Origin of the sequence: Paraburkholderia sp. HD33-4, from assembly GCF_021390635.1 — a bacterium.
GTDB lineage: Bacteria > Pseudomonadota > Gammaproteobacteria > Burkholderiales > Burkholderiaceae > Paraburkholderia.
This window is the reverse complement of sequence record NZ_JAJEJS010000001.1, coordinates 363,537-377,184: the sequence shown is the minus strand read 5'-3', so window position 1 is coordinate 377,184 and position 13,648 is coordinate 363,537. Positions and strand designations below refer to the sequence as shown.

General features: G+C 65.5%; 13 protein-coding genes. 8 read left to right on the top strand and 5 right to left on the bottom strand.

The window, feature by feature from the left end; genetic code table 11:
• Positions 1–25: 25 nt before the first annotated feature.
• From L0U84_RS01775 to L0U84_RS01765, 3 genes are all read right to left on the bottom strand, one after another.
• Entirely contained in the window at positions 26–715 is a 690-nt protein-coding gene (locus L0U84_RS01775; RefSeq protein ID WP_233846915.1) for a response regulator transcription factor, read from the bottom strand.
• Positions 716–851: 136 nt separating this feature from the next.
• Complete coding sequence (locus tag L0U84_RS01770; protein ID WP_233851906.1) at positions 852–1,520, bottom strand: response regulator; 669 nt, start codon at positions 1,518–1,520, stop codon at positions 852–854.
• Between the two features lie 233 nt (positions 1,521–1,753).
• The gene (locus L0U84_RS01765; RefSeq protein WP_233846913.1) at positions 1,754–3,118 is read right to left on the bottom strand and encodes an MFS transporter; all 1,365 of its coding nucleotides are present in this window, start codon (positions 3,116–3,118) and stop codon (positions 1,754–1,756) included.
• Positions 3,119–3,213: 95 nt separating this feature from the next.
• Between L0U84_RS01765 and L0U84_RS01760 the strand changes: the two genes are divergently transcribed.
• The 7 genes from L0U84_RS01760 to L0U84_RS01730 all read left to right on the top strand — a co-directional run bounded on the left by L0U84_RS01760 (position 3,214) and on the right by L0U84_RS01730 (position 9,957).
• The gene (locus L0U84_RS01760) at positions 3,214–4,125 is read left to right on the top strand and encodes a LysR family transcriptional regulator (RefSeq protein ID WP_233846911.1); all 912 of its coding nucleotides are present in this window, start codon (positions 3,214–3,216) and stop codon (positions 4,123–4,125) included.
• Positions 4,126–4,680: 555 nt separating this feature from the next.
• The gene (locus L0U84_RS01755; protein ID WP_233846909.1) at positions 4,681–5,406 is read left to right on the top strand and encodes a c-type cytochrome; all 726 of its coding nucleotides are present in this window, start codon (positions 4,681–4,683) and stop codon (positions 5,404–5,406) included.
• Positions 5,403–6,752: a c-type cytochrome gene (locus tag L0U84_RS01750; protein WP_233846907.1), complete on the top strand. Its 1,350-nt coding sequence runs from the start codon at positions 5,403–5,405 to the stop codon at positions 6,750–6,752. Before L0U84_RS01755 ends, L0U84_RS01750 begins: the two co-directional genes overlap by 4 nt.
• A 38-nt stretch (positions 6,753–6,790) precedes the next feature.
• Positions 6,791–6,967, top strand: coding sequence for a hypothetical protein (locus L0U84_RS01745; RefSeq protein ID WP_233846905.1), 177 nt, complete (start codon positions 6,791–6,793; stop codon positions 6,965–6,967).
• A gap of 2 nt (positions 6,968–6,969) precedes the next feature.
• Complete coding sequence (locus L0U84_RS01740) at positions 6,970–7,542, top strand: cytochrome C oxidase subunit II (protein ID WP_233846903.1); 573 nt, start codon at positions 6,970–6,972, stop codon at positions 7,540–7,542.
• Entirely contained in the window at positions 7,529–9,154 is a 1,626-nt protein-coding gene (locus L0U84_RS01735; protein ID WP_233846901.1) for a b(o/a)3-type cytochrome-c oxidase subunit 1, read from the top strand. The genes L0U84_RS01740 and L0U84_RS01735 overlap by 14 nt, the downstream gene beginning before the upstream one ends.
• Complete coding sequence (locus tag L0U84_RS01730) at positions 9,151–9,957, top strand: c-type cytochrome (protein WP_233846899.1); 807 nt, start codon at positions 9,151–9,153, stop codon at positions 9,955–9,957. The genes L0U84_RS01735 and L0U84_RS01730 overlap by 4 nt, the downstream gene beginning before the upstream one ends.
• Positions 9,958–10,129: 172 nt before the next feature.
• On the opposite strand, the gene L0U84_RS01725 is transcribed toward L0U84_RS01730, so the two are convergent.
• Positions 10,130–11,776, bottom strand: a complete 1,647-nt coding sequence (locus L0U84_RS01725; protein ID WP_233846882.1) for a methyl-accepting chemotaxis protein — start codon at positions 11,774–11,776, stop codon at positions 10,130–10,132.
• Positions 11,777–12,037: 261 nt separating this feature from the next.
• On the opposite strand from L0U84_RS01725, the gene L0U84_RS01720 reads away from it, so the two are divergent.
• Positions 12,038–12,838, top strand: a complete 801-nt coding sequence (locus L0U84_RS01720) for a bestrophin-like domain (RefSeq protein WP_233846880.1) — start codon at positions 12,038–12,040, stop codon at positions 12,836–12,838.
• Between the two features lie 140 nt (positions 12,839–12,978).
• Here the strand turns inward: L0U84_RS01720 and L0U84_RS01715 are convergent, their stop codons facing one another.
• Positions 12,979–13,515 carry a single-stranded DNA-binding protein gene (locus tag L0U84_RS01715; RefSeq protein WP_233846878.1) on the bottom strand — a complete coding sequence of 179 codons (537 nt, stop codon included), beginning with the start codon at positions 13,513–13,515 and terminating at the stop codon, positions 12,979–12,981.
• Positions 13,516–13,648: the final 133 nt, after the last annotated feature.

Below are 13,648 nucleotides of genomic sequence, written 5' to 3'. Positions count from 1 at the left end.
ACCTGCGCGGCATGTTGCCGCCCGGTTAGCGAACCTGACCAAGCCCTTCTGGCACTACGCCATACTCGACGGCGAAGCGAAACAGTTCGGCGTCGCTGTTCAGCGACAGCTTGCGCATGGCCGTGCACTTCTGCGCGCTGATCGTCTTCACACTACGTCCCAGTCGCCTGGCGATTTCCGTGACGCCGAGTCCCGACGCGTACTGCGTAAATACCTCGAACTCGCGGCGAGACAGAGTGGCGCGCACGAAGTCGAGGCGTTGAGTGAGCGTGACGTCGGTAAGCATGGCGCGCACCGCTGGACCGACATAACATTCGCGCGCCAGCGCCATGACCACCGCTACATGGATCAGATCGATACGATCACGTTTGCTCAGCAGCCCATCCACGCCGAGCGACATCACCTTGCGCAGCGTCGCCGCCTCCGTTTCCATTGTCAGAATGACGAGCGCCACGTTGGGATAGCGCCTCTTGAACTGCCTGACGACGTCGAACCGGTTGTCGTTGTGTCCTCCTGGCATGTAAAGGTCCATCAGCACGATATCGCAAGGACTGCGATCGACTTCGATGAACAGTTCGGCGACGTCCGCCGCGCGGCCGACCACCTTCAGGCCGGGATATTTACCAATCAGATTTTCTATGGCCAGCAGAACCAGCGGATGATCGTCCGCAATGATCGTTCGAACAGGCGTGCCTGATGCAGCCATGAGGTTCATCGTCTGGCGCTCCTCGATACTTTCATTTCTCGACACCTTGTTATGTGTGCCCGGGGCTCAAGCAATGGTCGAGCATTTCTTTTGCGACAAACTTCGGATCGCTCTGAAATGGACCGAGCAACGGTTTGCCTGATGCTTAGATTTCCGATTCGACGAGGTGCGTGCCGAAGGTGCGCACACAGGAAAAAAGCGTGGGCTTGTCGTTGACGCCGAGCCGTGCCATCGCCATGCGCTTTTGCCGGCTCACCGTGCGGCGATGGCAGCCGAGCGCCGCCGCGATCTGCACGATGGACTCGCCGCTCACCAGCCTGCGCAGGATGTCGGTCTGCCGCCTCGACAACAACAGGGGCGGCACGAACAGTCCGTCGTCCGGCTCCGGACGCGCGAGCGTCTCCACCACCGAACGACCCAGGTAGCGCGCTCCGCGCGCACTGTCGCAGACGGCTTGCGGCAATTCCTCGAGCGAGTCGGCTTTGCCGAGCATACTGACCGCGGTATCGGCGGCGATGGCACGCAACCTCGCGGCGTTCGTCTGCGCGGTCACGACGACGACGCGCAATGACGGCCACTCGCCGCGAATGCGCCGGATCAGGCCGAGTCCGCCGCCAATTTCGCCGGCGCACTCCGTCATGGAAGGATCGATGATGAGCACGTCGCACGGCGTGTGTTGCAGCAGTGCGATCAACCCGGCGGGCATCTGCGCCTCGCCGACGACAGATAGACTTTCGTGCCCCTCCAGGGTCGATTTCAGGCCAAGCAGGACGAGCGGATGATCGTCCGCCAGAATGATTCGAAGATTTGCCACGACTAGTCTCGCTCGTTGTTGGAATGATCGGAATGCGCGCGGCACCGGCTGTGCATGCGGCTGTGCAGCCGGCAGGACTCGACCAGCGTCGCGGCATTCAAGCGACGTGCCGGAAAAGCCATCTGACCACCCTCGCGAATTCACGACAATCGGAGCGCTCCTAATCCGGCTTAAGAATCGGGACAATTCATAGTTCTACCGAGCAATGAGCGGGTGCTTTCCGATCCCATGGCTCACGCCGCATCGCAAGCACGCGTCGCGCGCATCGCACGCGTCGACGCGGCGCGCGGGAACACTGGCAACGCGAGCAACGCGCAGGCGCTCGCCACTGTCCACACCAGCGGCCATGCTCCGATCGACAGCAGCGCCGGAATCGCGAGCGGCGTCACGAACAGCGTGAGGAACACGCAGGTGTTGCCCATCGCGAGCGCAGTCCCGGCGCGGCGGGTACCAGCGAGCGTCGCGAGTTCGGTGAACGCGACGCCGTGCCACGCCGACGCGCTGACCCCACCGAGCACGATCATCAGCGCGAACGGCGCGACCGCTCCGGCGTGATGCATGCCGATCAGCCCGGTCGCGAGCGCAAGCAGCACGAACAGCACGGCGGTGAGCAGACTGCATGCCCGCATATACGCGCGACGGTTGCCGCGCCGGTCGGTCCACGCGCCGCTCCAGACCCGTGCGATGGCCGCGCCGGTCTGCACCGCGGCCATCGTCGCGCTGATCGCGAACACGCCGGCACGCCCGAAGTCGTGCAGGAACACCGTGCCGAACGTGATCACGGCGATCTGCGGCACGCACAGCGCGCCCGCGCCGAGCGCCACACGCCAGATCGCGAGGTCGCGCAATGGGGAAATCAACCGCGGCGGCGTGCTGACGTTGGAGGCGTCCACGCTCCGCCCGCTGGCCGCCGCTGCACGGGCCGTCGCCGTCGTGAGCGCTTCTTTGGCCGCCGACGTATGGTCCGCGGACGCGGGTTCGTGCAGCCAGCGCCACGCGAACCAGGCGGTGACCGCGCACGCCAGTGCCAGCGCCGCATAGGCGCTCGCGAAACCGAAGTGCGAGGCAAGCACCGGCAGCACCAATGCGCCGAGTCCCCCGCCCGCCGGCACGGCGGTTTGGCGAATGCTCATCGCGAGGCCGCGCTCGCCTTCGCGAAACCACGCCATCACCGCCCGGCCGCTCGATCCGTTGACGCTACCGCCCAGCAGTCCGACCAGCAGCAGCCCGAGCGCGAGCGGCACGATGCCGGGCACATGCACGCCGCCCGGCGACACGAACAGCGCGAGACCGGCGAGCGCGGCCGCGGTCGACAGCAAGCCGAGCAGCAGCACACGACGGTCGCCCCAGCGGTCGGTCAGCAGTCCCCACGGCAACTCGCTGACCGCGATGCCAAGCCCGAGCATGCCGAGCACGAGTCCGAGCCCGTGGTTGCCGAGGTGGTAGTCCGAGCGCAGGAACACCGCCGTCGTCGGTATCCCCGAAAACGCCGCCGAAAAGCTCGCATTCGCGGCAAAACCCACGCCCAGCACCTTCCAGCGATGCTGCGCGCCGCGTTCGCCGGTGCCGCGCGACGCTGTCATCGAGCCGTTTTCCATCACACCCTCCGAGTGTCATTCGGGGGTATGCTACGGCTGGGCTTTCCATCGGAAAAGCCGGAATTTCAGATCGTTGCCATCGGAAAAACCGAATCATGAGCCAGCGTGGTTTCGACCTTGCGCAGTTGCGGACCTTCGTCGCCGTCGCCGAATCGGGCGGCGTGTCGGCAGGCGCCGAGCGCGTGTTCCTGTCACAGTCGTCGGTGAGCGAGCAGTTGAAGAAGCTCGAGGAGCGCGCCGGCCAGCCGCTTTTCGTGCGCGGCCGGCAGGGTGTGAGTCCGACGCCCGCGGGCGAGCGTCTGCTCGAGCACGCGCGCCGCATCATCGCGATGAGCGAAGCGGCATTCGACGACCTGCAAGGCCGCTCGCTCGACGGCGAGCTGCGCATCGCGATCACCGATTACTACCGGCCGCACGACATCGCGCGCATCCTCAAGACGTTCTCGGAGCAGCATCCGCGGCTGAAGCTGCACGTGACGGTGCTGCCGAGCGCGGTGATCGACAGCGGCGCGGACAATCACGCATCGTTCGACATCGGTTTGTCGGCGCGACTCGTCACCGGCCAGCCGCGCGCGCGCGGCGCGGGTGCCGGTGCCAGTGGTGCCGGTGGTGCCGCTGCCGCGAGCATCGTCGTGCGGCGCGAAAAGCTGCTCTGGGCCAGTTGCGCCGATGCCACCACCCGCCCCGCCGCGCCGTATCAGCTGGTGCTACTGCCGTCGACGTGTCAGTTGCAGCGCTTCGTCGTCAAGCTGCTCGACGAACACAAGGTACCGTACGTGGTATCGCATTCGGCGTCCGGCGTCGCGGGCCTGCAGCTCGCATTGAAGGCGGGGCTCGGCATTTCCTGTCTGAATGAATCGTCGCTCGGCGGCGGCGTGGTGGCGTGCGCCGCGAACATCGGCTTGCCGCCGCTGCCCGCCATCGAGTTTCATCTGCTGCCGCGGCGGCCAGGCGAAAGCGAACTGGTCAGCAATGCACGCGATGCGCTCGTGCGGCTCTTCGCGTGACGCGCACTTTCGTTTGCGCAAAACGTGAAGCCACGCGAATGAGACGCAGACACAGGCACAAATGAAATTCAGAGCAGAATTTATCGGTCGACATCAGATAATCACATTCACGTGATGCATTGAGATCGATAAGCTGCGGGGCAGCAAAATCCCGCGCGCGCGAGCCGGCATCCAGCCAAGCCCGCGATTATCGGAACGCCTGTTTTCCTTTGTATTCTCTATTGACGCGTCCGATAAATTGTTGCACGCTGCTACTCGCTACCGCGCGTTTTCAGCGCCTCATGCGCCGCTCCTTGCAGCCCGAAAGTCGCCGTCCCCTGGCGCATCCAGCGCGGATCATTGTCGCAGATCAAAGTTTTGGCCGGACAATTGCATCATCATTGCGCTTCTGTACTTCGCGGTCCCGAACAAGCCCGTTTCGAATTGCGGTTCATAGCAAGTCAATTAAAAGCAGGTAGTCCCGAGATGCGTCGTTTCCGGATTCATATGGCAATCCGTACACGCGCACCGGGTATATAAATCGAGCGATAAGAAAGTTCTCCAACGAGGCCCGGTGTGTATCGCAAAACTATCGGCTCTGCGGTTCTGTTCGTGCTGTGCGCGCTTCACACGCTATGGAGCGGTACGGCGTTCGCGGCCACCGACGCGTCCGGCGCGATGCCCCCGTCGATGGACCAGCGCGTACGCGCCTGCACGTCATGTCACGGCGAGCAGGGCCAGGGCCGCAAAAACGACTACTTCCCGCGCATCGCCGGCAAACCTGCCGAGTACCTGTTCAATCAGCTGATCGCATTTCGCGACGGCGGCCGCACTTATCCGCCGATGGGCTATCTGCTTGCGTTCCTGCCCGACGACTATCTGCGTCAGATCAGCGAGTATTTCGCGGCCTTGCAGCCGCCCTACCCCGAATCCGACCACGCCCCGGTGCCCCCGAAGCTGCTTGCCGCCGGCGAAAAGCTCGTGACGCACGGCGACCCGGCGCGCGGCATACCGGCGTGCATCGCCTGTCACGGCGCGCGCATGACCGGCACGCAGCCGGGCATTCCGGGACTGCTCGGCTTGCACGCGAGCTACATCGCCGGACAGATGGGCACCTGGCGCTCGGGTACCCGCCACGCACTCGCGCCGGACTGCATGCACACGATCGCGCTCAAGCTGAACGACAACGACATCGCCGCGGTATCGAACTGGCTCGCGCGCCAGCCGCGTCCCGCCGATCCCCGGCCCGCACCGGCATCCGCCGAGCGGCTGCCCCTCGCTTGCGGGAGCCAACCGCAATGAAGCCGACCCTTCGCCCGTCCGGCTGGCTGCGCCCGGCAAGCATGGCTAGCGCTCTTGCGATCGGCGGCCTCGCGCTCGCGCTGCTGGTCCACGCACCGCTCGCGAGCACGGCGCATGCCGCGACCGCCGCGCCCCAAGGCACGCAAACGACCGCCCCGGCAACCACGGCAGCAGGCACCCCCGACACCCGCCCGGAGATCGTCAGACGCGGCGAATACCTTGCGCGCGCGGGCGACTGCATTGCGTGCCACACCGCGCCGCGCGGCCGGCTGTTCGCCGGCGGCCTCGCGATGGAAACGCCGTTCGGCACGCTGTACTCGCCGAACATCACGCCGGACCCGCAGTACGGCATCGGCACGTGGAGCGAGGAAGCGTTCTTCAAGATGATGCGCACCGGCCGCAAGCCGGATGGCGCGCTGATCTATCCGGCGATGCCGATCGCCCAGTACACGAAGGTCACGCGCGAGGATTCGAACGCGATCTTCGCGTTCCTGAAGAACGTCGAGCCGGTCCGTCAGCCGAACCGCCCTCACACGCTGCGCTTCCCGTTCAATCAGCGCGATCTGCTGTACGGCTGGCGCACGCTGTATTTCCGCGAGGGCGAGTTCCAGCCCGATCCGACCAAATCGGTCGAATGGAACCGCGGCGCCTATCTGGTCGAAGGGCTCGGGCACTGCACGATGTGCCACACGCGCATCAACATGCTGGGCGGCTCTTCGCCGCGCGAGCAGTTCGCGGGCGGGCTGATTCCGGTGGAGAACTGGTACGCGCCGTCGCTGACCTCGGACAAGGACGGCGGCCTCGGCGACTGGAGCATCGAGGACATCGTCGACCTGCTGCAGACGGGCATCTCCAAGCGCGGCGCCGTCTACGGTCCGATGGCCGAGGTCACCTATCACAGCCTGCAGCATCTGAGCGACGAAGACGTCCGCGCGATGGCCGTCTATCTGAAGTCGCTGCCCGACCAGGGCGGCCGCAAGACCGGACCGAGCGCCACACCGGACCCGACGGTGTTCGCGCTCGGCAAGCGGATCTACGCGGAGAAATGCGCGATCTGCCACGGCGACAACGGCGAGGGACAGTTGCCGCATTACCCGCCGCTCGCGGGTAACCAGTCAATCGAAATGGACTCGAACGTCAATCCGATCCGCATCGTGCTCAACGGCGGCTTCCCGCCCGGCACCAAACAGAATCCACAGCCGTTCGGCATGCCGCCGTTCGGCCAGGAGTTGACCGACACCGAGGCGGCCGCCGTCGTCACGTTCATCCGCACGGCGTGGGGCAATCACGGCCTGCCGGTCACGGCCCACGAGGTCAACGAGTTGCGCAAGGCGCCGCTGCACTGAGGCGCCGTACCGAAGCGCCGCATAGGAGAACCATCGACATGAAAGCGAACGACCCGCACAGCGCCGCCCCGCCGACCGACGACGAAGTCGAACGCGTCGTCGCGGCCGGTCCGCGCGGCGCGATCGCGCTGGCCGGCATCGCCACGGTGATCGTGATGGCGATCTGGTTCGCCTTCTACTTTTTCGCATTTCTGCCGCGCGGCATCATCCACTGACCATGTCGACCAACTCTTCTCATCAACCCGGTAGCGGCCACGAGGTCGCATTGCGCGCCGAGCGGCGCTGGGCCATCTTCGCGGTCGCGCTGATCGTGATAATGCTCGCCGCGATCGTGTACCAGGGCGTGCATTGGGCCTGGATGCCGCCGTCGCGCGTCGAGACGATCGATCCGTCGCGCCTGCAGCTGTCCGGCGAATTCGCCGAGGACAATCTCGGCACCGCGGTGCAGCCGGACGGCTCGGTGATCGTGCGCTTCATCGCGCAGCAGTACTCGTTCACGCCGCAATGTCTGCTGGTGCCCGCCGATACGCCGATCACGATCCGCACCACGAGTGCCGACGTCGTGCACGGCTTGCTCGTGACCGATACCAACATCAACACGATGGTCGTGCCCGGCTACGTCTCGACGCTGAACACGCAGTTCGACCACCCCGCCGATCACACGATGCCGTGCCACGAATTCTGCGGCTTCGGCCATCAGACCATGTGGGCGCACGTGAAGGTGATCGACAAAGCCGCCTTCTTCGAGCAGGCACGACAATCACGGAGACTGAGCTGTGTTCCACGCTAAGCGACTCGTACTCGCGCATTTCTGGCTCGCCTTCATCGCTTTCGCAGTCGCGCTGTGCCTCGGCGCGTGGCAGATGCTGGTGCGCAGCCCCTTGATGCCGTGGATCGGCGATCCTGAGCTGTACTATCGATCCGTGACCGCACACGGCACCGTGATGGCCTACGTGTTGCCGACGCTGGTCGCGATGGGCTTCGGCTACGCGATCGTCGAACTCGCGCTGGCGCAGCGCCTCGTCGGCCTCAAATGGGCGTGGGCCGCTTTGATCATGCTGCTGGTCGGCGCCGTGATGGCGATGGTGCCGGTCGCGCTCGGCCGCGCCTCGGTGCTGTTCACGTTCTATCCGCCGATGATCGGCAGTCCGTTCTACTACCTCGGCGTCGTGCTAGTGGTGGTCGGCTCGTGGATCTGGGTCGCGCTGATGCACGTGAACCTGCGCATCTGGAAGCGCGCGAATCCCGGCAAGCCCGTGCCGCTCGCGATGTTCGCGAACGTCGCGGGCGCCTACCTGTGGGCGTGGACCGCGGTCGGCGCGGCGCTCGAGATCCTGTTCCAGATCCTGCCGGTCGCGCTCGGTCTCGCCCACACGATCGACGCCGGTCTCGCGCGCGTGCTGTTCTCGTGGACGCTGCACGCGATCGTCTACTTCTGGCTGATTCCGGCTTACATCGCGTACTACACGCTGGTGCCGCGCGCGATCGGCGGACGGCTCTATAGCGATTCGATGGCGCGCATCTCGTTCATCCTGTTCCTCGTGTTCGCGATGCCGATCGGCATCCACCACCTGTTCGTCGATCCGCAGGTCGGCGCGGGCTTCAAGTTCGTGCATGCGGTGTTCACCGGCATGGTGTCGGTGCCGACGCTGCTGACCGTGTTCACGATCTGCGCGTCGGTTGAAATCGCCGGCCGGCTGCGCGGCGGCAAGGGCGCGCTCGGGTGGCTCACCGCGCTGCCGTGGAGCAATCCGATGATGCTGGTGCTCGCGTTCTCGTTCGTGATGCTCGGCTTCGGCGGCGCGGGCGGCCTCATCAACATGAGCTACCAGATGAACGCGACCGTGCACAACACGCAGTGGGTGACCGGCCACTTCCACCTGATTTTCGGCGGCGCGATCGTCATCATGTACTTCGCGATCGCGTACGAACTGTGGCCGCAGCTGACTGGCCGCGCGATCATTTCGGCGAAACTGGTGCGCACGCAGTTGTGGCTGTGGTTCATCGGCATGATGGTGGTCACGATCCCGTGGCATTGGGTCGGCCTGCTCGGCGCGCCGCGCCGCATGGCCTACTACGACTACGCGATGGCCGGCGTGCAGGGGCAGGGATTCTGGGTCGGCGTGTCGGCGATCGGCGGGCTGATCCTGCTGGTGTCCGGCCTGCTGTTCGTCTATATCCTCGCGAAGTCGCAATTCGGACCCGTCGAAGAGCCGCAGACGTTCCAGTTCGCGAGCGCCGCGCAACCAGTCGAGCGCGTGCCCGTCGCGCTCAACAGCTTCGGCCTGTGGGTCGCGCTGATGATCGGGCTCACGGTCGTCAACTACAGCGTGCCGATCGTCCAGTTGCTCAGACTGCCGCAGACTTCGGTGCCGGCGGTCGTCATCGGAGCGCCGCGATGAACGAAGAACGCCTGTTCACCCTGCGCAATCCGTGGTTCGTGTGGAGCGTCGGCAGCACGGTTGCGATCGCGATCGTCGCGATCCTGATCGGCTTCGTGTGGCTGCCGGCGCGGAGCACCGCGTTCGGCGATCTCAGCCTGTGGGCGAGGATTTGCGGTGCCGCCGGCGTGCCGTCGAGCTGGTACGGCGGCAACGAGACCAGCAAGGTGCCGAGCAACGTCGTCGTGTTGCCGCCTTCGGGCACGAATCAACCGATGGCGGATTCGATCGGCCGCGGCGCGACGCTCGCGACGCAGCACTGCTCGATGTGCCACAACGTAGTCGCGCCCGGGCCGGTCACCGCACCCGCGCTCGCCGGGCAGTACGCCGACGTGATCTACAAGGAATTGCGCGACTTCCAGAGCGGCCAGCGGCAAAACGCGGTCATGCAGGCGATCATCGCGGGGCGCAGCGACCAGGACCTGCACGATCTGGCGGTGTACTACGCGTCGCTCCCGCCCGCCCCGGCAGTCGAGAAAGCCCGGGCCGGCGAAGGACCGGATGCAACCGCAACCAGGCTCGTGATGCAGGGCGACCCGCAACGCAATATCGCACCCTGCGCCGCGTGTCATGGCCAACTCGATCGCAAGGGCGCGGCGCCGTGGCTCGGCGGACTGTCGGCGGCCTATGTGGCCGCGCAGTTGCACGCGTTTGCTTCGGGCGAACGGCACAACGACATCAACGAGCAGATGCGCAATGTCGCGCGGCAGATGACGCCCGAGGAAATCGATGCCGTGGCGAGGTATTACGCGGCGATGCAGTAGTGCGACAGTGAGGGGTGGCGCGGCGGCGCGGCTCGCGCCACGCCGCGACCAATTCTTTCGCACCGGCTCGCCTCACGCAACAAACTCGTTAGCACCGGCTCACCTATCGCTGCGACGAACTCATTAGCAGCGGCTCACGTCACGCTACGACGAACTCGTTCGCAACGGCTCCTCACGCCGCGACCAACCCGTTATCCACTCTCCGTTCGCCAGCACCACCGGCCCGTTTCGCACCGGCCGCCGAAGCACCTCCACGCGACTCGCTGCCAGTGCGGAATACCGCCACCGCCGCCGACAGGCGTCGCGCCTGATCTTCCAGCGAACTCGCCGCCGCGGCCGCCTGCTCGACGAGCGCCGCGTTCTGCTGCGTGACTTCGTCCATCTGACCGACCGCGAGATTGACCTGATCGATGCCGGTGCTCTGTTCGAGCGCCGCCGCCGCGATCTCGTTCATGATCGAACTGACGCGCGCGATCGCGCCGACGATGTCGTTCATCGTCGTGCCCGAGCGTTCGACGAGTTGCGAGCCCTGCTCCACCCGGGTGGTCGACGCGTCGATCAAGCCCTTGATCTCCTTGGCCGCCGCCGCGCTGCGCTGCGCGAGCGAGCGCACTTCGCTCGCGACGACCGCGAAGCCGCGTCCCTGCTCGCCGGCGCGCGCCGCCTCGACCGCGGCGTTGAGCGCGAGAATGTTGGTCTGGAACGCGATCCCCTCGATCACGCCGACGATATCGGCAATCCGCCGCGAATCGTCGACGATGCCGTGCATCGTGCCGACCACCTGCTCGGTCAGCTCGCCGCCCTGCGCGGCGAGCGACGAGGCGCCCTGCGCGAGCGAGCTCGCCTGCTTCGCGTTGTCGGCCGTCTGCTTGACCGTCGAGGTCAGCTCTTCGATGCTCGCGGCCGTTTCCTCGAGCGCCGCGGCCTGCTCCTCGGTGCGCTGCGACAGATCGGCGTTGCCGGCCGCGATCTCGCTGACGCCGGTATCGATCGATTCGGTGCCTTGACGCACCGCGTTGACGGTCGCGATCAGCGACTCCTGCATCTTGCGCAGCGCGGCCGCGAGACGGCCCATTTCGTTGTCGCTCAGCACCTCGATGCGGCCGCTCAGGTCGCCGTTGGCGATGCGCTGGAATTGCGCGATCGTCGCATCGACCGGCGTGACGATCGCGCGCACGAGCACGAAGCGGGCGAGCAAGCCGCCGACCAGCGACAGCGCAATGCCGATCGCCACCGCCATGCTGATCGCGTAGAACAGGTCCTGCGCATCCTGATAGCGCTGCGCGCCGTGATCGAGCTGCAACTGCTCGAGCGCGAGCATCGCCTTCTCGTACGCGCTGTACAAAGACGGCAGCTTGTGCGCCTGCAATTGCTGGAAAGCGTTGGTGTCGCTCGACTTGAGCGCGGCGAGCGTCGGCTCGACGCCGTCGTGCAGGAACGCGTCGCGCTTGTGCTGCATGTCGGCGATCAGGCGCTGCTCGCCGGCATCCGTACCCGCATGGCTCAGATAGTGGGCGAGCCGCTCGTCGGAGGCTTTGCGGTATTGATCGAAGCGCTGCAGCACGGCGTTCGCGCCGTCCTGATCGTTCAGCGCGACGAGCGACGCGTAGGTCGCCAGTGCCAGACGCAGACGCAGCAACTGGCCGGAGCTGCCTTCGAGGTCGGCGACGGCGGGTGTGTCGACCGTGTACATTTGTTGCAGCGACGCGTTGGACGAGCGCAGCGACAACAACCCCGCGGCCGCGCCGAGCAGCAGCGCGATACCGAAGAAGACGATGATCAGGGTGAGGCTGGTGCGAATCGACAGCTTTTTCAACATCGGACTGGTCTCCTTGGGCTGCCCGGCCGGTGGTTCCGTATCGTTCACGATATCTTCACGGCCACGCAGGCTGCGCCCACGCCGATCGGCCCGGTCCGCAACATGACTGGAAATTAAGCAAACAGCACATTCGGGACAACGGCGCATCGGCCGAAAACTTTATGGTTGATCGCTGGCCCGGCTTGCGTTACATCAATGGAGTCTCGAAGCCCGTTTGCTGCAGCTCTTCTGTCGAAGCCCCTTGCTGCCCGGAGCGCGCCCATGTCGGAAATCGGTTCGGCCGTACTCGTATTCGCGCTGCTGCTGATCGCCACCGGCCTCGGCGTCGGGGTGCGGCCGCTCTTGCCGGAGGAGCACAAGGCGCACGAGACCGTGCAACTCGTGCAGCTCGTGATCGGCATGCTGGTGACGTTCGCCGCGCTGGTGCTGGGTTTGTTGACGGCGTCGGCGAAGACGAGCTTCGATACCGTGTCGAACGATGTGCGCACCTATGCGGCCGAGCTGATCGAGTTCGACACGACGCTGCGCGAGCTCGGCAGCGCGGCCGACGAATCACGGCGTCTGTTGCGTCAGTACACGGCGGCGGCGATCGCGTCGACGTGGCCGCAGGAGCCCGCTCCGAGCGGCGACTATCCGCGCACCCCTGAGCCGCCGGCCAATTCGCAGCATCTCGAAGACGTGCATCTGGGCGACATGCTGACCACGGTGGGACGGCAATTGCGACAACTGCACGCGCAGGATGCGTTGCAGCAACGCGCGCTCGATGACGCGTTGACGCAATACCGGCGCGTCGTCGACGCGCGCTGGAAAATCATCGAGGAAGCGCATGGCTCGATTTCGCAACCGTTCTTCAAAACGCTGTCGTTCTGGCTAGGCGTGATTTTTCTGAGCTTCGGGTTGATCGCGCCGCGTAATGCGTTGGCGCTGGTGACCATAACGCTGGGGGCGGTTTCGATTGCTTCGGCGGTTTATGTGATCGTCGATCTGGATACGCCATTCACCGGGCCGATCGTGGTTTCGAGTCTGCCGTTGCGGGATACATTGGAGCATTTGAGGCGGTGAGTTGCGAGGCAATGCTCGCGTCCGCGCGTGTGACGTAAAAAATGTCTGGAAACAGAAAGGCCCACTTTCCTGAGAAAGCGGGCCTTTCTTGTTCTGTCGATCAGCGCGATGCTGGTGGACTCGGCATCGAGCCGGAACGCTCAGAACGGAATATCGTCGTCCATCTCGTCGAAGCCGCCGCCGGCCGGCGCGCTCGGACGGCTCGCGCCGCCACCGCCACCGCCGCTACCGCCACGCGAGCCGCCGCCCGACGACATCGCGCGACCACCACCGCCGCCGCTACGCTCCGACGGCTCGCCACGGCTATAACCGCCTTCATCGCCGCCACCCATCGATGCGCCGCCACGACCGCCGAGCATCTGCATCTGCTCCGCGACGATCTCGGTCGAGTAACGATCGGTGCCGTCCTGCGCCTGCCACTTGCGCGTGCGAATGCGCCCTTCGATGTACACCGACGAGCCCTTCTTCAGATATTCCGACACGATTTCCGCGAGGCGGCCGAAGAACGAGACGCGGTGCCACTCGGTGGCTTCCTTCATCTCGCCCGACGCCTTGTCCTTGTAGCGGTCCGTCGTCGCGAGGCGGATGTTCGCCACTGCGTCGCCGCTCGGAAGATAGCGGACTTCCGGATCGGCGCCGAGGTTGCCGACCAGAATGACCTTGTTCACGGATGCCATGTGTTTCTCCTGTTGATTCCTGTTGCAGGCGGCGCGGCACTACGCGGTTCGCGTCTCACGACCGGCAGGCCGGAGACCAGAAGAGCGTCTCTGCCCGCCGCCGGGTGAGTTCTGGATGATTCGGGGCCGCGCC

Coding starts and splice junctions, on each gene's coding strand:
- L0U84_RS01775 (WP_233846915.1), bottom strand. CDS start 715: ATGAACCTCATGGCTGCATCAGGCACGCCTGTTCGAACGATCATTGCG.
- L0U84_RS01765 (WP_233846913.1), bottom strand. CDS start 3,118: ATGGAAAACGGCTCGATGACAGCGTCGCGCGGCACCGGCGAACGCGGC.
- L0U84_RS01760 (WP_233846911.1), top strand. CDS start 3,214: ATGAGCCAGCGTGGTTTCGACCTTGCGCAGTTGCGGACCTTCGTCGCC.
- L0U84_RS01750 (WP_233846907.1), top strand. CDS start 5,403: ATGAAGCCGACCCTTCGCCCGTCCGGCTGGCTGCGCCCGGCAAGCATG.
- L0U84_RS01745 (WP_233846905.1), top strand. CDS start 6,791: ATGAAAGCGAACGACCCGCACAGCGCCGCCCCGCCGACCGACGACGAA.
- L0U84_RS01740 (WP_233846903.1), top strand. CDS start 6,970: ATGTCGACCAACTCTTCTCATCAACCCGGTAGCGGCCACGAGGTCGCA.
- L0U84_RS01730 (WP_233846899.1), top strand. CDS start 9,151: ATGAACGAAGAACGCCTGTTCACCCTGCGCAATCCGTGGTTCGTGTGG.
- L0U84_RS01725 (WP_233846882.1), bottom strand. CDS start 11,776: ATGTTGAAAAAGCTGTCGATTCGCACCAGCCTCACCCTGATCATCGTC.
- L0U84_RS01720 (WP_233846880.1), top strand. CDS start 12,038: ATGTCGGAAATCGGTTCGGCCGTACTCGTATTCGCGCTGCTGCTGATC.
- L0U84_RS01715 (WP_233846878.1), bottom strand. CDS start 13,515: ATGGCATCCGTGAACAAGGTCATTCTGGTCGGCAACCTCGGCGCCGAT.